Raw genomic sequence first — 19,627 nt, 5'->3', positions numbered from 1 at the left:
GCCATCCGGCTAGGACCGAACTTGACCTAACCGGCTCCTAGAGTCGTTCGTATGGACAACAACAGCGAAATCCGGCCCTTCACCATCGACATCCCCCAGGCCGAGCTGAACGACCTGCGGGACCGGCTGGCCAGGACCCGGTGGACCACGGACCTGCCCGGCGCCGGCTGGAGCCGCGGGGTGCCGGCGAGCTATCTCAAGGGGCTGGCCGACTACTGGCGCGACGGCTACGACTGGCGGACCCACGAGCGGGAACTGAACTCCTACCCGCAGTTCACCACCGAGATCGACGGCCAGGACATCCACTTCCTGCATGTCCGCTCGCCGGAGCCGGACGCGCTGCCGCTGATCCTGATCCACGGCTGGCCCGGCTCGATCGTGGAATTCCTGAACGTCATCGGCCCGCTGACCGACCCGCGAGCGCACGGCGGCGACCCGGCGGACGCGTTCCACCTGGTGATCCCGTCGATCCCCGGCAGCGGATTCTCCGGGCCCACCACCGAAACCGGCTGGGACACCAACCGGATCGCCAGGGCCTTCGCGGAACTGATGAACCGGCTCGGCTATGACCGCTACGGCGCGCAGGGCGGCGACACGGGCGCGGTCGTCGCCCCGGGGCTCGGGCGGCTCGACCCCGGCAAGGTCGTCGGTGTGCACGCGAACGGGCTCGCCGCGTTCACCGATGTCGACCCGGACCAGGAGCTGACCGAGGCCGAGCAGACGCGGCTGAAGCACCTGCAGTACATGAAGACCGAGCAGTCCGGCTACGCGATGATCCAGATCACCCGGCCGCAGACGCTGGCACACGGGCTGCACGACTCGCCGATCGGGCAACTGGCCTGGATCGTGGAGAAGTTCAAGGAGTGGACCGATCCGGCCGCCGAACTGCCCGAGGACGCCGTGGGCCGGGATCTGTTGCTCACCAACGTAATGCTGTACTGGCTGACCGGCACCGCCGGCTCCTCGGCCAACTGCTACTACGAGACCGCGCACGCCGGAGCCTGGGGCGCGAACGAGCGATCCACGGTGCCGACCGGGGTCGCGGTGTTCCCCATGGACGTGTCGATCCGGAGCACCCTCGAACGGGAACACACCATCGTGCACTGGTCCGAGTTCGGCCGTGGCGGCCATTTCGCCGCGATGGAGGCTCCCGACCTGCTCATCGACGACGTACGGGAATTCTTCGGCAAGCTGCGCTGAAACCGCCGTTCCATGGGGGCTTGCCAACGCGGACCCGGTAATCGTGAAGTGATCGGCGACAATGGTGATAACTTCCCTGGGGGTGCAAGGCAGCCGATTAGAACAGAAAGTAAGAGTAGTGGATTTCGAAGCACTGGCCGCCGAGTTGCGGAACCTTCGAGAGAACGTCACGGCCGAGGTGACCGGTAAGGGCCGCGCTCAAAGAGGTTCTCAGCTTCATGGCCGCGCTCGCTCGGACCGGCTTCGAGCTCCGGAAATAACACGGGTGCGTCAGCCGACGCCAGCTGCTGCGCATTGGCGAAATGGCGTTTCTCGGTGCCATGACAGACAGCGAGAACGAACCTCGTCCGCGGCCGGCGGGGAACTGGAAGCCCAGCGGCTATTCACTTCCGCCTTCTCCGCGACGCACCAATACGGCAAGGTCGGCGCTCAGATCGGCGAGTTGTTCCGTGATGGCGGACAGCTTCCGCTCGATGACGGCGAGCCGTGCGGACACCGCATCGTTCAGGTCTTCTCTCGGTTCTCCGAGCGTCGGGGGCATCCGGCCGTTCAGCAAGGCCGACAGGTGCTGTGGATGCCAGCCCAGCGCGGTGGAGAGGGCTTCGAGCGTTCGCGCACTTCGCTTGCGCTCCACCGTTTGATGCTGGATTTCCCGCACAATCGCCTGCGACACGGCAGAGCGCTCGGCAAGCTCGCGTTGCCGCCATCCGAGCTCATGCACGCGCTCGTTGATGGCCTTCGCGACCGCCGTCCAGTCTTCCGACACCCATTCCTCCGTGGTCCGCCTCAGCGTCGACATTAGCGCCTGAACCATCCGGCGACGCGCCTTCTGCGACACCGGCCGGGCGGTGGTGGCGAAGCGGCTCGAGGATTAACACCGCGCAGGCCGAGCGGCAGGCCGCGGAGGCTGAGTTGAGGCACCTACCGGAAGCGGTCACGATCGACCGGGCGGAGGTCTATGCCAGGTTGGACGCGCTGCCACCACGAAAAAGAGGCCGTCATGGTGACGGCCTCTCTGCGTATGGTTAACGAGTGTGTCCGAGGGGGGACTTGAACCCCCACGCCCGTTAAGGGCACTAGCACCTCAAGCTAGCGCGTCTGCCATTCCGCCACTCGGACCTGCTGAGGAGTGAGTGTACATCGTGCCCGTGACCCACTGTCATCGGGATGACGATCAAGCCCCGGCGTGGGGGAGAGGGGCCGGTTTCCGGCCGACGCCGGCCAGGTAGCGGGAGGTGGCGGGGTGTTCGCTCCAGACGGAGTCGTTGTCCGGCCGCCATTGCGGTACCCACACCACGCCCGGGTCGAGCAGTTCGAAGTCGCCGAAGAACGCGGTGAACTCGGCTCGGGTGCGCAGGCAGGTCTGGGTGGTGGACTCCGTCGAGTAGTTGCGCACGACCTGCTGGATGCCGGGGTCGTCCAGCTCGTCGCAGCCGTGGCTCATGGCCAGCAGTGACCCGGCCGGGAGGCAGTCGCGCAGGAACTCCAGTGCCTTTTCCGGGGCCTGTTCGGGGGTGATGAAGTGCAGCAACGCCACCACGAGCAGGCAGGTCGGTTCCTCCGGGTCGATTCCGTCGATCGTCGACACCTGGTGCCACAGGTCGGTGTACTCGAGCAGGTCCGCATAGAGGGCGTGGTGGCGGCGCCGGTCCGCGTGCGTGCCCAGGAGTGCGTCGGCGTGGGCGTAGGCGATCGGCTCGTTGTCGATGTAGACGACCCGGCATTCGCCGGGGGCGGCCTCGTCGGCGATCTCGTGCACCTGGCCCTTGGTGGGCAGGCCGGAGCCGATGTCGACGAACTGCCGGATCCCCTGCGCCACGGCGCAGCGGACGGCACGGCCGAGGAACGCCCTGTTCGCCTGCATCGCGCGCACGATGTCGGGCATGACGCGCTTCTGGCGGTCGCCGAACTCGCGGTCGATGGCGTAGTGGTTCTCGCCGCCGAGCAGGTAGTCGTAGATGCGGGCGGGGCTGGGTTTCTCGACGTTGGCGAGCAGCCGGTCGGCCGCCGCTTCCGACGCGCCGGTGGGCGTGAAATTGTCAGGCATGGTAGGGGAATTCTGGCGGACTCGGCCGGTGTTCGGCGTCCGGCGTTCGCACCAATCATGCTGAGCGGGACGGATCTACGACGCGTGCCGCGGCGTCGGAAGCAGCTGCCTGCCCAGAGGGCAGGTGGGTGGCGAACAGCGTGTCGTCCTCGGCCAAGGTGTCCTGGCTGACGCGGTGGTCGGCAAGGAGCAGCTCGATCGGCTCGTCATCGAGGCCGCCTGGATAGTGCGGCGGGTGAATTCGGGCAGAATCGATGAGGCTTCGCGCGCTTCCGTTGTGGTGACGTGTGAGGCGGGTTCGGGTTGCCTGGGTGCGGGTGATCCCACAGTGATGCACCCCGTCCGCCGCGTGGACGTCTTCCGGGGTGAGGGCGATCGAGGTGAATGAATCACCGGCCGATCGCCCGGCCGCCGGGTGGAAGGTCCGCCCGGGCACGACCGGAAAGGGGCAGCCATGACAGCCCGCACCTACCTTCGCCGCAGCGTCGCCGCCCTCGCCGTCGCGGGAGCCGCCGCCGGGTTGACCGCGCTGGCCGCCGGTACCGCGAGTGCCGACAACGGCTATGGCCCGAGTGTCTCCCCGTGCACCTCGAACCAGTTCACCAGCAAGGTGGTCTACGGCGGGGCCGGCGCGGGCAACCGCAACGCGGCCATCCAGTTCACCGCCAACCCCGGGGAACGCTGCCTCCTGCCGGGCAAGCTCCACGTCGGCCTGGTCGGTGCGCACGATGTGCTGGTCGACAACCAGGCTCCGGCCGACGCACCGCCGGTCGCGCTGGTCGACGGCTCCTCGGCCTACGTCCCGTTGCACTGGACCGCCATCGGGTCCGACGCCCAGCAGCAGACGCCCAACGGCGTCACGTTCAGCGCGCCGTCGGATTCCAACGCCCACGGTGACTACATCAACCCGAACGTCACCCTCGACTGGGGTCTCGGCCCGGTCGACGCCGGTCCGGACAGCCACACCGTCGACGTCGGCGCGCTGACCCCGGGAACCGCTCCCACCGCCTGACCCGTCCCCCGGCGGAAAAGGCCCGGGCGGTGGCCCCGCGGAGCCGTGGCACCGGCCGGGTTCCATTCCATCCTAAATGGACAGTCGCCTCACTGGCAGGCTTCGCAGTCAGGGTCGTCGATGCGGCAGGCGGCGCCGTCGGTCAGCGGGAAGTCGAAGTCGTCGAGCGCCGGCACGGCCAGCGGGGCGGCTTCTTCCGGGGCGGTGGTGGGGGACATGTCACTCCTTGGCTACAACGTCGCTTATCTTTGTGTAGCGCTGAAGATCGACAGGCATTCCGTGACGCGCGACACAGCCGGATGCTTACCCGGCGGGCAGCACCTCGTCCCAGGCGACCGGTAGCCGGGCGGGCCCGAGCACGGCGGCGTCCTTCTTGAACGGGACCTCCTCGAACGGCACCGCCAGCCGCAGCGACGGGATCCGGCGCGGCAGCGTGGCCAGCACGGTGGTCAGCTCCAGCCGGGCGATGTGCTGGCCGGGGCACTGGTGCGGACCGTGGCCGAAAGCCAGGTGTGCACCACGCGGCCTGGCGAGGTCGAGCCGTTCGGGCAAGGGGAACCGCTCGGGGTCCTGGTTGGCGGACTGGAGCGCGACGACGACGTAGTCGCCCGCCGCGATGCGGGTGCCGGCGATTTCGGTGTCCACTGTGGCCACTCGCATTAGGCCGCTTCCGTTGCTCAGCAGGCGAAGGAGTTCTTCGGCGGCGTTCGGGGCCGCGCTCGGATCCTCGCGGAGCAGCGCGAGCTGGTCCGGGTTGCGCAGCAACGCCAGTATGCCGTAGGTGATCAGGCTCGCGGTGGTGTCGTAGCCGGCGGCCAGCAGGCCCGAGGCCACCTTTGTTAGTTCGAGCTGGGTGAGTGGTTGATCAGCCGCCTGTGCCTTGGCGGCCATCACGCTGATCACGTCCTCGCCGGGCTCCTGAACGCGCTGGGCCACCAGTTCGGCCACGTAGGCGTACAGCGGGACCTTCACCGCCTCCAGCTCCTCGGTGTCGACGTGCCCGTCGAACAACGCCCTGGCGGCGTTGTGGAACAGCACCCCGTCCTCGGGCGGGACGTCGAGCAACTCGGCGATGACCGATGAGGTGAGCGGCGTGGAGAACCTGGCGTGCAGGTCGACGGGACCGGTTTCGCCCGCCAGGGCGTCCAGCAGTTCGTCGACGACCCGTTGCACCAGCGGCCGGAACAGCTCCGTGCGCTTGACGGTGGTGATCGCGGGCGCGATCACCCGGCGGAAGCGCAGGTGATCCGTGCTGTCCATCCGGTTGAAGTCGCCCTCCTCGACGGCGGCACCGGGAGGCTGGTTCAGCAGCACGTGACCGGCTTGGCCCGACCGGGCGCTGAACCGCTCCTGGTCGCCCAGCACCTCCCGGACATCGGCGTAGCGGGTGACCAGCCAGGCTTCGATCCCGGTCGGGCACAGCACCTTCGTCACCGGTGCCTCCCGCCGGAGGCCGGCGATCTCGGGCGCGGGGCCGAAAGGGCACTCTCGTTCGCGGGGCAGTGGCAGCGGAAGGGTATCGCTCGGCGCAGACAAAGACCGCTCCTTGGCACGGGGCATCATCGATCGCGACGGTAGGCAGGTCATGTCACGGGTATGTCACGCCGACGCGGGTATGCCCTTTGGGAACAGCAATCTTGCCTCCCCGGTGCGGAAGGCGGCTTCCGGAGCCGGGACAACCCGGACTCGTGATCCTGACCGTCCCGTCGTCGGGCGCCCGCGCTGGTGGTGCCGAAGAAACTGGCTCACTGTCGCATTCGTGGGTCGTGCGAAGGGTCGGGGTACATCGGCGGGCAGCCGTGTTCGACGGCTTCGGGGCGCAGTTCGTAGTGCCAGGGTTCGTTGCGGTAGATCTGGCACAGCCCGTACCGGGCGCCGTGCTCGGACAGCCACGCCTTGGCCTCGGAAGGTCCGATGTCGACCGCGTTCCCCGAAACGTGGGGAGACGTGCCGGGGGTGGCCACCCAGCGGGCGGCCTCCTTTTCCGAGCCGTACCGGGAAACCGCTTCCCGGCGAAGCCGGTTCTGGTACTCCGGTGAACGCCAGCCACTGTTGACGAAGAATTCGACGCCGTCGTTCGCGGCGTCCTTCGCGGCCTCGCGCAGGGCACCGAGGAGAGCCGGATCGAGGTTGGCCACGGCCGGAACTTCGTCGTCGAAGACCGTCGTGCCGCGGGGGACGGCACCATCGGCCTCGCCGAGCGTGCCGTGGTACTGGACGCGAACCAACCGGTAGCCGAGGGCCTTGACGACCGCCGCGATGACGACTCGCGGACCGGCGGCGAGAGTCCTGCGAATCCGGCGGGTCGTGGTCACCAGGCCGCCGGGAAGCCGGCCGGTCGTCGTTCGTGCTGGTTCGCTGCAGGTCATACCGCCAAGCCAAGGCGATACGGTGTTGCCGGCGCGTACGCGGTTTTGGATATGCCGGCGATATGCGCCTGCTCGTAGGATCGAGAATGTGCGTGTGCTGATCGTCGAGGACGAACCCTATCTGGCAGAAGGCATCCGCGACGGGCTGCGCCTGGAGGCGATCGCGGCCGACATCGCCGGTGACGGGGACACCGCGCTGGAACTGCTGAGCGTCAATTCCTACGACATCGCCGTCCTCGATCGCGACATTCCGGGCCCCTCCGGTGACGAGATCGCCAAACGCGTCGTCGCTTCCGGCAGCGGTATGCCGATCCTGATGCTCACCGCCGCCGACCGGCTCGACGACAAGGCCACCGGGTTCGAACTCGGCGCCGACGACTACCTGACGAAGCCGTTCGAACTCCGGGAACTCGTGCTCCGCCTCCGGGCACTCGACCGCAGGCGGGCGCACAACAGGCCGCCCGTGCGGGAGATCGCGGGACTGCGGCTGGATCCGTTCCGCCGCGAGGTCTACCGCGACGGCCGCTACGTCGCGCTGACCAGGAAACAGTTCGCCGTGCTCGAGGTCCTCGTCGCCGCGGAAGGTGGCGTCGTCAGCGCCGAGGAACTCCTGGCACGGGCGTGGGACGAGAACGCCGACCCGTTCACCAACGCCGTGCGCATCACGGTCTCGGCCCTGCGCAAACGGCTGGGCGAACCCTGGCTGATCGCCACGGTGCCCGGCGTCGGCTACCGCATCGACGCCGATCGCGGGGGACAGGACCGTGGCTAGGGATCCCGGCTGGAGCGTTCGCCTCAAACTCACCCTCAGCTACGCCGGGTTCCTCATGGTCGCGGGCATCCTGCTGCTCGCGGTCGTGTGGGTGTTCGTCCTGCGTCACCTGCCCGCCGAGGCGGAGGTGCCAGGGGGCATCCTGATCCGCTCCTCCCTCATCGGCGGCTTCGTGCAGGCCGCCGCCGCGGCGCTGCTGTTCCTGCTGGTGTTCGGCCTGCTGGGCGGGTGGCTTCTCGCCGGTCGCATGCTCGCCCCGCTGACTCGCATCACCCAGGCCACCCGCAGGGCGGCGAGCGGGTCGCTCTCGCACCGGATCGAGCTGGAGGGCCGCGAAGACGAGTTCCGCGAGCTCGCCGACGCCTTCGACGCCATGCTGGCACAGCTCGAAGCACACGTCGCCGAACAGCAGCGATTCGCGGCCAACGCCTCCCACGAACTGCGCACCCCACTGGCGATCACGCAGACACTGCTCGACGTGGCCCGCAACGATCCGGGCCGCGACACGGGTGAACTCGTCGAGCGCCTCAACTACGTCAACAGCAGGGCGATCGATCTCACCGAAGCGCTGCTCCTGCTCAGCCGCGCCGATCGACGGTCCTTCACCCGTGAGCCCGTCGACCTTTCCCTGATAGCGGAAGAAGCCTCTGAAACACTCCTTCCCCTCGCGGAAAAACGCGGCCTCACCATCGAGACTTCCGGCGACGTGGCCCCCGTCGTCGGCTCCCACACACTCCTGCTGCAGCTGACCACGAATCTCGTGCACAACGCGATCGTCCACAATCTCCCCGAACAGGGCATCGTGCGGGTCATGACCGGCGCGTATCCCCATGACGTCGTCCTTACCGTCGAGAACACCGGCAAGAAGCTTTCCCCGCATTTGGTTTCCACGCTGGTCGAGCCGTTTCAGCGCGGCACCGAACGCATCCGCAGTGACCACGCGGGCGTCGGCCTCGGGCTGGCCATCGTCAAGAGCATCGCCCAAGCACATGACGGGACCCTCACCCTCACCCCCCGGCTCGACGGCGGGCTCCGCGTCACGGTGCGGCTCCCCGCCGAGGCGCCGGACACCTCCGTCGCCCGGCGACCACGCTGAGCACGTGCCGGGCCAGCACGACGTCGGCGTCCGGGGCGCCGGACGCCGACGCGCGGGCGGACATCGCCGCGAGTCGCCCGGGGTCGGTGAGCACCGGGATCAGGGCGGTCTCGATCCAGGCCGGGTCGAGGTCGGCGTTGTCGACGAGGAACGCCCCACCGGCTTCGACGACCGGCTCGGCGTTCAGCCGCTGCTCACCACCGCGCAGCGGCAGCGGGACGTACGCGGCGGGCAGGCCGACAGCGGCCAGTTCGGCGCACGTCATCGCGCCCGAACGGCAGAGCACGAAGTCGGCCGCGGCGTAGGCGTACCGCATCTCGTCGACGTACGGGGTGACGACGTAGGGCGGGGCACCGTCCGGCACGTCGACCACGTGCCGCTGTCCGGTGATGTGCAGTACCTGCACGCCGCTCGCCCGTAGCGCCGCGGCCGCGCCGGACACCGCGGCGTTGATCGCCCCGGCGCCCTGCGAACCGCCGGTGACCAGCAACACCGGCCCGTCGGGCCGTAGGCCGAACCGCCGCCGGGCCGCGTCGCGCAGCGCGGGCCGGTCGAGCCCGGCGATCTCCGGGCGCAGCGGGATACCGACGGCGGTGGCATGCGGCAGCCGGACACCCGGCGCGGCGGTGAACACGTGCGGCGTCATCCGGGCCGCCAGCCGGTTGGCCACTCCGGGCCGGGCGTTCGCCTCGTGGACGATGATCGGCAGGCCTCGCCGTCGGGCGGCGAGATAGGCGGGGAAGGCCACGTAGCCGCCGAAGCCCACTACGACCTCGGCGCGCACTCGGTCGAGCACGGCCCCGGCCGCTCGCACCGAGGCGCGCAGCCTGCCCGGTGTGTGCCGCAGGGCCCGGTTCAGGCCGCGCGGCAGCGGTACCGGCGGGATGAGTTCGAGCGGGTAGCCGCGGGCCGGGACGAGCGTGGTGTCCAGGCCACGGACGGTGCCGAGAGCGGTGATCTCGGCCGTGGGCTCCAGCCGGCGCAGCGCGTCGGCGAAGTTCATCGTGGGTTCGATGTGCCCTGCCGAATGGCCGCCGGCGACCACGACGCGCGGTGCCGTCACGCCCGGGACTTCCTTACCGCCCACCGGATCTCAGCCATGGACCAGCAGACTTTCGGCACTGGTGATGGGAAAATCGAAATAGGTGTCCGGATAGGGTTCGTCGCGCAGTGAATAATGCCACCATTCCGCGTCGTAGCGGGCAAAACCGCAGGCCTCCATGATGGAACAGAGATGCCGGCGATTTCTCGCTTCGGCTTCCGTGATTCCGCGCGCGCCATGATGGGAGATCGGGTCCATCAGATCGTGGTCGCCGCCCATGGCGGCGAGTTCGCCGGTGGCCGGCCGGTAGAAGGTCAGGTCGACCGTGCTGCCCCGGCTGTGGCCGGACCTGGTGGCCACGTATCCCCGCTCGAACATCGCGGGCCGGTCGATGTTCGGATAGTGCCGCTGTTTCGTCCGGCCGTCCTCCGGCTGTTTCGACCAGCGCATGAAACTGTCGACAGCGCGTTGCGGGCGGTAACCGTCCCAGAGCAGCAGGCCGAAGCCGAGGGACGCGGCCTTTTCCTGCGCTTTTTCCAAAGCCGCGCACAAAGCCGTCGTACCGACGATACGGTTGGCGAGGTAGCCGTCCACCGGTTTGCCGGTGAAATTGTCCCAGGTGGCGTACTTGGCGTCCCATCGTATTCCGGGGACGAGCTCGTCCACGAAGACGAAATCGGCCTTCATCGCCGGCTACCCGCCAAGGTCAGCGACACGAGCCGGTCGATCACCTCGGCCATCGGCAGCCCGGCAGCGGCCATCATGCGCGGATAGCGGCTGTAGGAGGTGAGGCCGGGCAAGGTGTTGACCTCGTTGAGGACTACTTCGCCGGCTTCGGTGAGGAACATGTCCACCCGGGCCAGCCCGCCGCAGCCGAGGGCGCGGTAGATGGCCTTCGCTGTCTCTTGGACGAGCGCGCGCGTCTCAGCCGGGATGTCCGCGGGAACGATCGGTGTCGAGTTCTCGGAGCCGCTTTCGGGGTCGGTCTCCTGATGGATCTTGAAGAAGCCATGGGTCAGCGCGATCCGGTCCACCTCGCCGACCGTCAGATCCGGATCATTCCCCAGGACGGCGCAGCCGACCTCGCTGCCGATGACCGCCTCTTCGATCAGTACCTTCGAGTCGAACTGCCGCGCGGTTTCCAGCGCGTCCGGGAACTCTTCCTCGCAGTACACCTTGCTGACGCCGAAGGACGAGCCCGAACGAGCCGGCTTCACGAAGACGGGATAGGTGAACTGGTCGAGATCGAGAGCCTCGCCCGGCGAGACGCTCCAGAACTTCGGTGTGGCGATCCCCGCGTCGCGGGCGACCGCGTAGGCGAGGGATTTGTCCATGCACAAGGCAGAACTCTGGATGTCGCAGCCCGCGTAGGGGATGCCGGAGAGCTCCAGCAGGCCCTGGATCGCGCCGTCCTCGCCGAACCTGCCGTGCAGGACGGGCACCACGACGTCCAGGCCGATCTCTTCGTACTTCCCGTGGTCCAGGACGAGCAGGCCGCGGACGGCCCGGTCCGGTGACAGCACGGCCGGCCGGCCGTCGCTACTTTCCCCGTCCGGGCTCACACCGTCACAAAGCTCCCAGGCACCGCTCTGCGAAATTCTGATCCAGAACGGTTCGTACTTCCCGGTGTCGAGGTTCTTGGCGAACTCCCGGGCGGACTTGAGGGAGACGGGATGCTCCTCGCAAGCACCCCCGAACAAGATGCCGACCTTCACCCTAGCCATGCTGTTTCCCGCTTTCGAAATTCAGGCAGTTGAAGAGACTGTTTTCCACGGTGTCTCTCAGTGCGTGGTCCGTGTAGTAGGCGGTGTGCGGACTGATGAGCACGTTCGGCATGCTTTGCAGCCGCGCCAGTGGAGTGCCTTCGATGGACTTGTTCCGGCAGTCGGCGTAGAAGATTCCTTCCTCGCCTTCGATGACGTCCAGCGCCGCGCCGCCCAGCCTGCCGCTTTCCAAGGCCGCGACGAGGGCCTCGGTGTCGATGAGGGGACCGCGCCCGGTGTTGATGACGAACGCGCCGTATTTCAGCTGCTCGATACGCCGGCGATCGAGAAGGTGGTGCGTGCCCGCGTCGAGCGGGATGTGGAGCGTGACGATGTCGCTCAGCTGCAGCAACTCGTCGAGAGGAACGTAATCGGCGGAGTTCCTGGGCCGGCTGTCGTGGGCCAGTACCCGGCAGCCGAAGCCGCGCAGCCTGTCCATGACCGCCACGCCGATGCGTCCTGTCCCGATCACCCCGATGGTCAGATCACGCAGCTCTTTCCCGCGCGTGTCGTTCAGCCGGTAGTCATGAACATCCGCGCGCCGGACGAGGGATTTCGCGCCCCGTACCGCCATCAGCATCAGCATCAGCGTGTAGTCGGCCACGCTGTCGGGCGAATAAGCGACGTTCTCGACGGAGATTCCGACGCTTTCCGCGTACTCCACGTCGATATGGTTGTATCCGACGCTTCTGGTGGAGATATACCGCACACCGGCTCGGCCGAGCGCGCGAAGGGTGGAGTTGGTGACGCGCGTTTTATGACCAACGCTGATGCATCGGTTTCCGGATGCCAGCGTGACAGTGGCTTCGGACACCGCGGCGTCGGTGATGGTCGGCGTGACACCGCAGTACGGTGCCAGTTCCCGGAACAAAACGGCCTCGTCCTGCTCGCAACCATAGATCGTGATGCCTGCCGCGGGACCGGGCGTGGAAGACGGGGACGCCGGCGACCGGGTGCGGCGGACCGCCGTCCTGGCTGATTCGCTGGAGGTCATGCCGCCCAGTCAAACCGGCGGGCTGTTGCCGTCCCGTATGCGCTTTTCGATACGCCGGCAATATGCTACCGACGGGTAACCTGGCTCGAGGGTGTCGCTGATCGGCGCCGGCTTCTCAGTCGAGTTCCACCGCGTGGTTGCCGAGAAGCGCGAGGGCCTGGTCGTCGGGCGGTCCGCTCGCGGCCGCGACGAGTCCGTCGACGGTGACGCCGAGGACGGCCTCGAAGGTGTCGGCCTGGTCGCGATCCCGGGCGCGTTCCTGCTGGACCGATCCGATCACGACGGTCAGGACCGCGTGCCAGGCGACGTGGGCTGTCGCGGGCGAGACGCCCGCGGCCGTCAGGTGATCGAGGAACCGGCGCATGAGCGCGGGCCCGGCGGTGGTCGCGGGAGCCCGGGACAGCGCCAGTCCGGCCAGTGCGGGCCGGGCGAGCATGCGCCGGCGCATTCCCGATGCCACCGCCCGGACCCAGTCCGGCCACGAGGCAGCGGTCTCGGCGAGTTCGAAACCGGCGAGGAACCCGGCGGCGACCGCGGCCAGCAGGTCGTCCAATCCCGCGACGTGGTTGTAGAGGGCGGCCGGGCGCACGTCCAGTTCTTTGGCCAGGGATCGCAGGCTGAAGGCGTCGACGCCGTCGCGTTCGATCAGCCCGGTCGCCGTGTCGATCACTTTGTCCCTGGTCAGGCGTTGTCCGGCGGGCGGAGCGCCGCGGCGGCGCCCGGGGCTTGTCATATGGCCACCGTTCATATAGCGTGCTGTGTCAGCTGAATGTACACCGTTCATTTATGGGTGGAGTGCACGATGGCCGTCACGCGAGGGGAGGGGGCGCCGGGTGAGTGATCTCGAGGCGGAACACGCGGAGCGCATGCCCGGTGCCGGCGCCTTGACGGCGTGGGGTGTGGCCACCGTGGCCTTCTTCGCCGTGGTCGGCGTGGCGCCGCGCGAGCTGCTCTCCCCGGACGGCGCCGTGGGCGCCTTGCTGATCATGGCGCCGGCGATCTTCGCTGCGGCACTGGCCGGGCGCGGGGGCGTGCCGAGCTGTGCGAGGCGCGGGCACACCGCGATGTCCGGCAGGAGACTGGCCGCGTGGTACATCGTGCTGCTCGTCGTAGCCGGAGCGACGGACCTGCTGGCCGTCCGTCACGGCAGTCTGCCCGCCTTGTTCGTGGGCTTCCTTCCCGCCCTGCCGTGTTTCGCGTTCGCGTGGCGGCTGAGGCGCCGCCGAACGGATTCGATCTCCAGCTGACTGGAAGGAATGTCATGAAACGGGACTTGCTCGCCGGTGCCTTGCTGGTCAACGTGATCCCGCACGCGGTCATGGGCCTCACGGGAAAGCGCTGTCTGACCCCGTTGGGCGGCGAGGACTCCTCGCCGCGGTTGAACCTCGTGTGGGCGGCGATGAACCTCGCCGGCGCGGCCGCCGTGCTGTCCTCCGGGTCTTGGCGCGCCGCCACACAGGCCGAAGCCGGCAAACGACTGGCCGTCGTCCAGTCCGGCATGTTCTCCATGACACTCTTCGGCTTCATCTACGAATGCACCGCGGGACGCCGGAAACGCCGGCGGAACAGCTGACCCCGGGTGGGGTGGGCTGTGGTGGTGCCGATGTCTCGAAAGCTCCGTTGGGGACGGTGAGCGTCCTGAACGGCGCGTTCGGGACACGGGGCCCGGCGCTGGAGTGTCGCGAATGGGACATTGACGGCGTTGAGCGTCCCCAATGGACCATTCACGACACTGCTGGCTGTTCAACGGCGTTTCGCGATGATTTCGATCTCGACCGCGGCATCGAGCGGCAGGGCGGCGACGCCGATGGTGGTGCGAGCGGGATAGGGCTGGTCGAACATCTCGGCGTAGACCTCGTTCATCGCGGCGAAGTCGTTCATGTCGGTGAGGAAGACGGTGCACTTCTGCACGTCGTCGGGGGACAGGCCGGCGGCGGCGAGCACTGCGAACAGGTTCGTGAAGCACTGACGGGTCTGCGCCGCGATCCCGCCGTCCACCAAGGCCCCGGTGCTCCCGTCGAGCGGGGTCTGGCCGGACAGCAGGATCAGGCTCCCGGTATCGACGGCGTGGGAGTAGGGGCCGACGGCGACAGCGGAAGCGGCGTCGATGGCGGTGCGGGTCATCGGTTTCTCCGGTTCGGTAGGTGGGTTCGGTCCTGCTTGCCAGGGAGCGGCAGAAGCGGGCTAAGCGAGTTCCGCCAACACCAGCCGGGCCAGCCCGGCGGGGTCTTCCAGGTGGACGTCGTGCGTGGTGGGCAGGCTGGTGGCGGAGAACAAGGGCGTTTGCCCGGCCACGAAGGCCAGATCGCGTGCGATGCCGCGACGGTGCGACGCGAAGGCTGCGGCCACCTCTGGTGGGAGATCGTCCTCGTCTTCGTCGTGCTCGGCGGACACAACAAGCAGCCGGCAGCGAGTCTTGCGATAGATCTCGAGCAGGTCGAAGCCCTCGAACGTCGACAGGTACTGCTCCCAGCCGGGGTCGGGCCCCTCCTCGGCGTCGAGTTCCGTCTCGAAAGCGGTGACCACGGCGTGTGCCGCGGCGGCCGCGGCCGGGTCCGGTTCGTCGTAGCTGTGCGGGCCGGCAGGGCCGGGGTGGCCGTCCACGTTCACCGCCAGCGGGCACCGCGGGTGCTCGCGCGCCCACACCGCCGCCACCATGCCGCCGAGGGAGTGCCCGACGATCGCCGGCCGGTCCAGGCCAAGGTGATCGACAACGGCTTCGAGGTCGGCCACCGCCTCCGCCCATCCCCATGGCGCCGCGCTCGACCGGCCGTGCCCCCGCAGGTCCATCGTCACCGGACGCAGACCGGCCTTCCGCAGTAAGGGCAGCAACCGGTGCCAGTCCTGCTGGTCGCGGCCCCGGCCGTGCAGCAGCACGATCGCGGGACCGGTGCCCCCGTGATCCTGTGTGGCGATCCGTACGCCACCAGGCGCGGACACGGAGGTTTCGATCACCCGGACATGATCGTCGCGGCGACGATGTTCGCTCAACCAGTTTTCCCTCTCCGCCTGGGCTTTCCCGGTCGCGGAACGCGGAGGGGCGCTCAGCCGGGGGTGAGGATTTCGGCCAGCCGGAGGGTGTCTTGGAGGTAGCGTTCGTAGGGGAAGCCGGCGGCGATGAGTGCGGTGCGGAATTCGTCGTAGAGGGGTTTTCCGGCGGTGTGGAAGGCTTTCCGGCCGGTCTCGGTGAGGCGGACCAGTCGTCGCCGGGCGTGTTCGGGGTCGATGGTGATCTGGACCAGGCCGTCCGCTTCGAGTGGTCGCAGTGCCCGGCTGATCGCGGGGTCGGATACCGACAGTGCCTGTGCGAGCCGGTGCTGTGTCACCGGCTCGATGTCCTCCAGCGTGCCCAGAAGCCGTATCTGGCTGTAGGTCAAGCCGTCACGATCATCGGTGCGCCGCCGGGTCGCCTCGCCCAGGAGCATGACGACCCGGTGCAGCAGGTCCGCGAGTCCTTCGTCCATGGCATCAGCGTAGCAGAGTGTTGACACGTTAATATTAACTAGGTAAGAATGAGGGCATGGACAACGTCAGTTACCTCGCCCAGTCAGCCTTCCCTGTCGTCTGGATCCTGGTCCCGGCCATCGGCGCGTTCGTGCGGGCCCGCCGTGCTGCCTCGGCCCGGGAACGGCTGGAGATCTGGCAGCGCTGGTGGGCCATCGGCGCGATGGGGATCGGCAGTCTGTGGATGACGGTCGCGTTCCTCGCCGTCCCGGACGTGATGGCCACCGCGATCGGTTTCGGGCGGACGCCGTTCCTGTTCGAGATCGCGTTCGCCAACCTCGGGCTGGCCGTCATGGGATTCCGCGCCGCGTCGGCGTCGGCGCGGGAGCGGATCACCATCGGGCTCGGTGCCGGGATGTTCCTGTGGGGAGCCGTGGTCGGTCACGTCTACCAGTGGTTCGCGGGCGGTGACCACGCGCCCGGCAACACCGGCGGAGTCCTGATCACCGACATCCTCATCCCGGCCGTGATGATCATCCTGGCCGTGCGCTCCCGGCGACTGGCGGCCACGCCCCGGCCTGCCGCCGAAATCGCCGCCTGACACCGCGGGAACTGGTTCTCACCATGACGACTCATCTCAGCCACCGACCCGGCGACGAGACCGGCCAGGCGCGGGCGGTCGCCGCCGACCGGCTCACCGTGTTCGTCGACGCGGTGATCGCGATCGCGCTCACCCTGCTGGCACTGGATCTCCCCATTCCCACCGGTGACACCACCGGCGCGATGCTGAGTTCGGTGGGGGAGCACGGCAAGGAGTACCTGGCCTTCGTGCTCAGCTTCGCGGTGATCGCCGCCCATTGGCGCGCCCACCACGAGATCTTCCGCTATGTCGGCTCGCTGAGCAGCCGCCTGACCAGCCTCACCCTGGCCTGGCTGTTCATGCAGGTCCTGATGCCGTTCGCGACACGGGTGATCACCGCGGCCGGCGCCTTCCCGCCCCGGTTCAGCCTCTACGCGATCGCGCAGGTCCTGGCGTCCGCGACGTTCGCGCTGATCATCCGGGAGATCCGGCGCGAACACCTGTACCGCACGGGCGTCCCGCCCCGGGAGCTCGCCCAGAGCCTGGTGCGCAGCATCTGCCTGGCCGCGGTGTTCGGAATTTCCGTTCCCGTCTCGTTCCTGACCACGAACACCGGCGCGTACCTGTGCTGGCTCGCGGCACCGGTCGTGCTCGCCGTCGCCCGCCGCGTCCAGGACCGCGCCGTCCGGTGACCGATCCGCTCCTGGGGATCTGCCTGGGTGGTCCTCGCAGGGCCACCTACCCCATTGGCGGATGATCACGGCGAGCTCAGACTTGAGGCATGGTCAACAAGGAACTGGGCGACTTCCTCCGCGCCCGCCGCGCCGGGCTCACCCCGGAGGAGATCGGGCTCCCGGTCGAGGCCGGTCCCGGTCGCCGCGTCGCCGGCCTGCGGCGCGGCGAGGTCGCCCGGTCGGCCGGGGTGAGCGCCGAGTACTACGCCCGGCTCGAACAGGGCCGCGCCGGACAGCCCTCCGAGCAGGTGCTGCTCGCCCTGTCCGACGCCCTGCGGCTGGACGACATCGAGCGGCGGCACCTGTTCACCCTCGCCGGCACCGCGTCCGGGACGCGGGACCGCGGCGGGCACTCGGCGCGACTGCGGCCGGCGATGCGCCAGGTGCTGGAGTCGATGGATCTGTGCCCCGCTTACGTCCGTGACGGCAATCTCGAGATTGTCGCCGGGAACGCGTTGTGGGCACTGGTGTTTCCCGATATCGCCGCCCTGCCCCGCCGGGAACGCAACATGGTCCGCTGGACGCTGCTGGATCCCCGCGCGCGCCTGGTCTGGTGCGACTGGGAGCGCGTGGCCCGTGACTACGTCCACGTGCTGCGGCTGGCCGCCGCGGACCAGCCCCGCAACCAGCGCATCGCCACCCTGATCGGCGAGCTGATGGTGCGGTCGCCGGAGTTCCCGGCGTGGTGGTCCGAGCACCGTGTCCACGAGCGCAGCACCGGCAGGAAACGGATCCACCACCACCTCGTCGGTGACCTCGAGTTGCAGTTCGAGATCTTCACCCCGGTCGCCGACCCGAGCCTGTCGATGCTGGTCTACTCCGCCCCGACCGGCTCTCCCAGTGAGGAGCGCCTGCGGCTGCTCGCCAGTTGGGGCAGCGAGTCCGCAGCCCCCGCACCCATGAAAGGAAATCCTTGATGCGCAAGACATTCCTGGTCACCGGTGTCAGCACCGGGCTCGGACTGGCGATTGCCAGGCAGGCACTGGCGGCCGGGCACCGGGTGGCCGGCACGGTGCGCACCGAGCGGCACGCGGCCGCCTTCCAGTCCCTCGACCCCGACCGCGCACGGGCTTTCGTCCTCGACCTGACCGACGAGGACCGGATCGAGCCGGCCGTGCGCGCCGCCGAAGCCGCGCTGGGGCCGATCGAGGTGCTCGTGGCCAACGCGGGCTATGGCGTCGAGGGCACCTTCGAGGAGGCTCCGATGGCCGAGCTGCGCCGCCAGTTCGAGGTCAACGTGTTCGGCACGGTGGCCACCATGAAGGCGGTGCTGCCCGGGATGCGCGAACGGCGGAGCGGGCACATCTTCGTGATCACCTCGATGGGCGGGATGACCACGTTCCCCGGCCTGTCGTTCTACGAGGGCAGCAAGCACGCGATGGAGGGCATCACCGACGGACTCGCACAGGAGGTCGCGCAGTTCGGGGTGCGGGTGACCGCGGTGGCCCCCGGCGCGTTCGCGACGGACTGGGCGGGCAGGTCGCTGGCCCGCGTGCCCCGCGGCATCCCCGACTACGACGAGCTGTTCGAGCCGATCCGCGCCCGCCGCCAGGCACTGGCGGGCCAGGGGATCGGCGATCCCGACCGCGCCGGCCAGGCCATCCTCACCGTGCTCGACGCCGAAACGCCACCCGTGCACCTGCTGCTCGGCTCGGACGCCCTGCGCCTCGTGGCGGCCGGACGCCGGCGTGTGCAGAACGACATCGACACCTGGCAGGAGCTCAGCCTGTCCACCGATCGCCCCGAGGGCGGAGTCACCGTCTCCGCCTGACACGGCTTCAGTGCTCAGGCGTTAACGCCACTGCCGTGGCAGGCCGTCCTCGCCGGCCATGGGCTCGGTGGGGGCGGCAGGTGGCTGGAAGGCCGCCCAGGTGAAGGCGGGGATCCAGGGAGCGGGGTCGGCGCTCCAGTCCAGGGCCCGGATCTGGTCGCTGGAGCGGCGGCCGGTGAACGAGCGCAGGATGTCGTAGTCGGCGCCGGTCACCGTCGCCGCGGGGGCGCCGTCTCCCAGTGACCACCGCTGTCCTGCCGCTCGCACCTCGAGCGCGGGGACGTCGTGCTTGGCGAGGTGCTCGCCCATTCCGCGGACGACGACGTCGAGCGAGTTCCGGAAGGCCGGGTGCCCGCGCTCGGGCGCGGTGCCGAGGATCCGGTGCAGGTCGAGTTCGTGGCTCAGCGCGTCCATGATCATCAGGTGGCCGCCGCCTCCCGCGATGAGGGAGGCCACCTGCTCGCCGAGGACCGCCCACGCGTCGAGCACGACGCGGACCGAGCCGTGCTGGGCGGCTGATTCCGCGTCGGTGTCCGGTTCGCCTCCCAGCCGGCGGGTGACGAGCGCGGCGATGTCCGCCAGATGGGCGAGGAGGTCGCGGACGGTCCATTCCGGGCAGGCGGGGACCGTGCGGTCGCCGATGTCCTCCGCCGCCGACGTGACCAACGTGCTGATCGTTGTGCGCAGATAGCGGTATACGACGTCGTCGGGCGCGTTCTCGGGCAGTTCGTTCATCGGCGCATCCGTTCTCCGGGTGTGGTGCCGAGAATCCTGCCCGGCCCGCCGGGAAGGTGCTTCTCTTC

At 68.9% G+C, this 19,627-nt stretch carries 25 protein-coding genes and 1 tRNA gene; 10 read left to right on the top strand and 16 right to left on the bottom strand.

Annotated elements, in window-relative coordinates; all coding sequences use genetic code 11:
* The first annotated feature begins 51 nt into the window (after positions 1-51).
* Positions 52-1,200 (top strand): epoxide hydrolase family protein, encoded by a 1,149-nt coding sequence (locus ACFWX1_RS22325; RefSeq protein ID WP_378390169.1) that lies wholly within the window; start codon positions 52-54, stop codon positions 1,198-1,200.
* Between the two features lie 379 nt (positions 1,201-1,579).
* Here ACFWX1_RS22325 and ACFWX1_RS22320 read toward each other — a convergent pair whose 3' ends face one another.
* The 4 genes from ACFWX1_RS22320 to ACFWX1_RS22305 form a co-directional block, all read right to left on the bottom strand.
* Positions 1,580-1,966 carry a helix-turn-helix domain-containing protein gene (locus ACFWX1_RS22320; protein ID WP_378390167.1) on the bottom strand — a complete coding sequence of 129 codons (387 nt, stop codon included), beginning with the start codon at positions 1,964-1,966 and terminating at the stop codon, positions 1,580-1,582.
* Positions 1,967-2,235: 269 nt separating this feature from the next.
* Positions 2,236-2,319 (bottom strand) — tRNA-Leu (locus tag ACFWX1_RS22315).
* Between the two features lie 55 nt (positions 2,320-2,374).
* A complete protein-coding gene (locus ACFWX1_RS22310; RefSeq protein ID WP_378390166.1) occupies positions 2,375-3,247 on the bottom strand; it encodes an SAM-dependent methyltransferase in 873 nt (290 codons plus the stop codon).
* A 55-nt stretch (positions 3,248-3,302) separates the two neighbouring features.
* Positions 3,303-3,683: a hypothetical protein gene (locus tag ACFWX1_RS22305; RefSeq protein WP_378390164.1), complete on the bottom strand. Its 381-nt coding sequence runs from the start codon at positions 3,681-3,683 to the stop codon at positions 3,303-3,305.
* 18 nt (positions 3,684-3,701) lie between these two features.
* Here ACFWX1_RS22305 and ACFWX1_RS22300 point away from each other — a divergent pair, with 18 nt between their 5' ends.
* Complete coding sequence (locus ACFWX1_RS22300) at positions 3,702-4,259, top strand: DUF4232 domain-containing protein (RefSeq protein ID WP_378390162.1); 558 nt, start codon at positions 3,702-3,704, stop codon at positions 4,257-4,259.
* Positions 4,260-4,348: 89 nt separating this feature from the next.
* Here ACFWX1_RS22300 and ACFWX1_RS22295 read toward each other — a convergent pair whose 3' ends face one another.
* From ACFWX1_RS22295 to ACFWX1_RS22285, 3 genes are all read right to left on the bottom strand, one after another.
* Positions 4,349-4,477, bottom strand: coding sequence for a hypothetical protein (locus ACFWX1_RS22295; protein WP_378390159.1), 129 nt, complete (start codon positions 4,475-4,477; stop codon positions 4,349-4,351).
* An 85-nt stretch (positions 4,478-4,562) separates the two neighbouring features.
* Positions 4,563-5,693: a cytochrome P450 gene (locus tag ACFWX1_RS22290; protein ID WP_378390158.1), complete on the bottom strand. Its 1,131-nt coding sequence runs from the start codon at positions 5,691-5,693 to the stop codon at positions 4,563-4,565.
* A gap of 311 nt (positions 5,694-6,004) precedes the next feature.
* Positions 6,005-6,628 carry a M15 family metallopeptidase gene (locus ACFWX1_RS22285; protein WP_378390156.1) on the bottom strand — a complete coding sequence of 208 codons (624 nt, stop codon included), beginning with the start codon at positions 6,626-6,628 and terminating at the stop codon, positions 6,005-6,007.
* Positions 6,629-6,716: 88 nt separating this feature from the next.
* On the opposite strand from ACFWX1_RS22285, the gene ACFWX1_RS22280 reads away from it, so the two are divergent.
* The gene (locus ACFWX1_RS22280; protein ID WP_378390155.1) at positions 6,717-7,400 is read left to right on the top strand and encodes a response regulator transcription factor; all 684 of its coding nucleotides are present in this window, start codon (positions 6,717-6,719) and stop codon (positions 7,398-7,400) included.
* Positions 7,393-8,496, top strand: a complete 1,104-nt coding sequence (locus ACFWX1_RS22275; protein ID WP_378390153.1) for a sensor histidine kinase — start codon at positions 7,393-7,395, stop codon at positions 8,494-8,496. The genes ACFWX1_RS22280 and ACFWX1_RS22275 overlap by 8 nt, the downstream gene beginning before the upstream one ends.
* On the opposite strand, the gene ACFWX1_RS22270 is transcribed toward ACFWX1_RS22275, so the two are convergent.
* From ACFWX1_RS22270 to ACFWX1_RS22250, 5 genes are all read right to left on the bottom strand, one after another.
* Positions 8,438-9,559: a glycosyltransferase gene (locus ACFWX1_RS22270; protein ID WP_378390151.1), complete on the bottom strand. Its 1,122-nt coding sequence runs from the start codon at positions 9,557-9,559 to the stop codon at positions 8,438-8,440. The two genes, ACFWX1_RS22275 and ACFWX1_RS22270, sit on opposite strands and share 59 nt — an antisense overlap.
* Positions 9,560-9,589: 30 nt before the next feature.
* The gene (gene vanX / locus ACFWX1_RS22265) at positions 9,590-10,225 is read right to left on the bottom strand and encodes a D-Ala-D-Ala dipeptidase VanX (RefSeq protein WP_378390149.1); all 636 of its coding nucleotides are present in this window, start codon (positions 10,223-10,225) and stop codon (positions 9,590-9,592) included.
* Entirely contained in the window at positions 10,222-11,262 is a 1,041-nt protein-coding gene (vanA, locus tag ACFWX1_RS22260) for a D-alanine--(R)-lactate ligase (RefSeq protein ID WP_378390147.1), read from the bottom strand. Before vanA ends, vanX begins: the two co-directional genes overlap by 4 nt.
* Entirely contained in the window at positions 11,255-12,295 is a 1,041-nt protein-coding gene (vanH, locus tag ACFWX1_RS22255) for a D-lactate dehydrogenase VanH (protein WP_378390145.1), read from the bottom strand. The genes vanA and vanH overlap by 8 nt, the downstream gene beginning before the upstream one ends.
* 115 nt (positions 12,296-12,410) lie before the next feature.
* Positions 12,411-13,028 carry a TetR/AcrR family transcriptional regulator gene (locus ACFWX1_RS22250; RefSeq protein ID WP_378390144.1) on the bottom strand — a complete coding sequence of 206 codons (618 nt, stop codon included), beginning with the start codon at positions 13,026-13,028 and terminating at the stop codon, positions 12,411-12,413.
* A gap of 100 nt (positions 13,029-13,128) precedes the next feature.
* Here ACFWX1_RS22250 and ACFWX1_RS22245 point away from each other — a divergent pair, with 100 nt between their 5' ends.
* On the top strand, positions 13,129-13,542 hold the full coding sequence (locus tag ACFWX1_RS22245; RefSeq protein ID WP_378390142.1) for a hypothetical protein: 414 nt from the start codon (positions 13,129-13,131) through the stop codon (positions 13,540-13,542).
* 14 nt (positions 13,543-13,556) lie between these two features.
* The gene (locus ACFWX1_RS22240) at positions 13,557-13,868 is read left to right on the top strand and encodes a hypothetical protein (protein ID WP_378390140.1); all 312 of its coding nucleotides are present in this window, start codon (positions 13,557-13,559) and stop codon (positions 13,866-13,868) included.
* Positions 13,869-14,038: 170 nt separating this feature from the next.
* On the opposite strand, the gene ACFWX1_RS22235 is transcribed toward ACFWX1_RS22240, so the two are convergent.
* From ACFWX1_RS22235 to ACFWX1_RS22225, 3 genes are all read right to left on the bottom strand, one after another.
* Complete coding sequence (locus ACFWX1_RS22235) at positions 14,039-14,419, bottom strand: RidA family protein (RefSeq protein ID WP_378390138.1); 381 nt, start codon at positions 14,417-14,419, stop codon at positions 14,039-14,041.
* Between the two features lie 60 nt (positions 14,420-14,479).
* Positions 14,480-15,250 (bottom strand): alpha/beta fold hydrolase, encoded by a 771-nt coding sequence (locus ACFWX1_RS22230; protein ID WP_378390136.1) that lies wholly within the window; start codon positions 15,248-15,250, stop codon positions 14,480-14,482.
* An 89-nt stretch (positions 15,251-15,339) separates the two neighbouring features.
* Positions 15,340-15,759: a MarR family winged helix-turn-helix transcriptional regulator gene (locus tag ACFWX1_RS22225; RefSeq protein ID WP_378390134.1), complete on the bottom strand. Its 420-nt coding sequence runs from the start codon at positions 15,757-15,759 to the stop codon at positions 15,340-15,342.
* Between the two features lie 56 nt (positions 15,760-15,815).
* On the opposite strand from ACFWX1_RS22225, the gene ACFWX1_RS22220 reads away from it, so the two are divergent.
* The 4 genes from ACFWX1_RS22220 (at position 15,816) to ACFWX1_RS22205 (ending at position 18,824) form a co-directional block, all read left to right on the top strand.
* Positions 15,816-16,340: a DUF6790 family protein gene (locus ACFWX1_RS22220; RefSeq protein ID WP_378390132.1), complete on the top strand. Its 525-nt coding sequence runs from the start codon at positions 15,816-15,818 to the stop codon at positions 16,338-16,340.
* Positions 16,341-16,363: 23 nt separating this feature from the next.
* Positions 16,364-17,011, top strand: a complete 648-nt coding sequence (locus ACFWX1_RS22215) for a TMEM175 family protein (RefSeq protein WP_378390130.1) — start codon at positions 16,364-16,366, stop codon at positions 17,009-17,011.
* A gap of 89 nt (positions 17,012-17,100) precedes the next feature.
* Positions 17,101-17,970, top strand: a complete 870-nt coding sequence (locus ACFWX1_RS22210) for a helix-turn-helix transcriptional regulator (protein ID WP_378390129.1) — start codon at positions 17,101-17,103, stop codon at positions 17,968-17,970.
* Entirely contained in the window at positions 17,970-18,824 is an 855-nt protein-coding gene (locus ACFWX1_RS22205; RefSeq protein ID WP_378390127.1) for an oxidoreductase, read from the top strand. Before ACFWX1_RS22210 ends, ACFWX1_RS22205 begins: the two co-directional genes overlap by 1 nt.
* Positions 18,825-18,845: 21 nt before the next feature.
* Here ACFWX1_RS22205 and ACFWX1_RS22200 read toward each other — a convergent pair whose 3' ends face one another.
* On the bottom strand, positions 18,846-19,559 hold the full coding sequence (locus tag ACFWX1_RS22200) for a maleylpyruvate isomerase N-terminal domain-containing protein (RefSeq protein ID WP_378390125.1): 714 nt from the start codon (positions 19,557-19,559) through the stop codon (positions 18,846-18,848).
* Between the last annotated feature and the right edge of the window lie 68 nt (positions 19,560-19,627).

The organism is Amycolatopsis sp. NPDC059021 (assembly GCF_042739895.1).
Lineage (GTDB): Bacteria > Actinomycetota > Actinomycetes > Mycobacteriales > Pseudonocardiaceae > Amycolatopsis.
The sequence above is the reverse complement of the archived record's forward strand: the minus strand, read 5'-3'. Positions and strand labels throughout refer to the sequence as shown.

What these genes read in the sequence shown, in the direction of transcription:
- ACFWX1_RS22325 (WP_378390169.1), top strand. Translation starts at nt 52, where the DNA reads ATGGACAACAACAGCGAAATCCGGCCCTTCACCATCGACATCCCCCAG.
- ACFWX1_RS22310 (WP_378390166.1), bottom strand. Translation starts at nt 3,247, where the DNA reads ATGCCTGACAATTTCACGCCCACCGGCGCGTCGGAAGCGGCGGCCGAC.
- ACFWX1_RS22300 (WP_378390162.1), top strand. Translation starts at nt 3,702, where the DNA reads ATGACAGCCCGCACCTACCTTCGCCGCAGCGTCGCCGCCCTCGCCGTC.
- ACFWX1_RS22295 (WP_378390159.1), bottom strand. Translation starts at nt 4,477, where the DNA reads ATGTCCCCCACCACCGCCCCGGAAGAAGCCGCCCCGCTGGCCGTGCCG.
- ACFWX1_RS22285 (WP_378390156.1), bottom strand. Translation starts at nt 6,628, where the DNA reads ATGACCTGCAGCGAACCAGCACGAACGACGACCGGCCGGCTTCCCGGC.
- vanX (WP_378390149.1), bottom strand. Translation starts at nt 10,225, where the DNA reads ATGAAGGCCGATTTCGTCTTCGTGGACGAGCTCGTCCCCGGAATACGA.
- vanA (WP_378390147.1), bottom strand. Translation starts at nt 11,262, where the DNA reads ATGGCTAGGGTGAAGGTCGGCATCTTGTTCGGGGGTGCTTGCGAGGAG.
- vanH (WP_378390145.1), bottom strand. Translation starts at nt 12,295, where the DNA reads ATGACCTCCAGCGAATCAGCCAGGACGGCGGTCCGCCGCACCCGGTCG.
- ACFWX1_RS22250 (WP_378390144.1), bottom strand. Translation starts at nt 13,028, where the DNA reads ATGACAAGCCCCGGGCGCCGCCGCGGCGCTCCGCCCGCCGGACAACGC.
- ACFWX1_RS22240 (WP_378390140.1), top strand. Translation starts at nt 13,557, where the DNA reads ATGAAACGGGACTTGCTCGCCGGTGCCTTGCTGGTCAACGTGATCCCG.
- ACFWX1_RS22235 (WP_378390138.1), bottom strand. Translation starts at nt 14,419, where the DNA reads ATGACCCGCACCGCCATCGACGCCGCTTCCGCTGTCGCCGTCGGCCCC.
- ACFWX1_RS22225 (WP_378390134.1), bottom strand. Translation starts at nt 15,759, where the DNA reads ATGGACGAAGGACTCGCGGACCTGCTGCACCGGGTCGTCATGCTCCTG.
- ACFWX1_RS22220 (WP_378390132.1), top strand. Translation starts at nt 15,816, where the DNA reads ATGGACAACGTCAGTTACCTCGCCCAGTCAGCCTTCCCTGTCGTCTGG.
- ACFWX1_RS22215 (WP_378390130.1), top strand. Translation starts at nt 16,364, where the DNA reads ATGACGACTCATCTCAGCCACCGACCCGGCGACGAGACCGGCCAGGCG.
- ACFWX1_RS22210 (WP_378390129.1), top strand. Translation starts at nt 17,101, where the DNA reads ATGGTCAACAAGGAACTGGGCGACTTCCTCCGCGCCCGCCGCGCCGGG.
- ACFWX1_RS22205 (WP_378390127.1), top strand. Translation starts at nt 17,970, where the DNA reads ATGCGCAAGACATTCCTGGTCACCGGTGTCAGCACCGGGCTCGGACTG.
- ACFWX1_RS22200 (WP_378390125.1), bottom strand. Translation starts at nt 19,559, where the DNA reads ATGAACGAACTGCCCGAGAACGCGCCCGACGACGTCGTATACCGCTAT.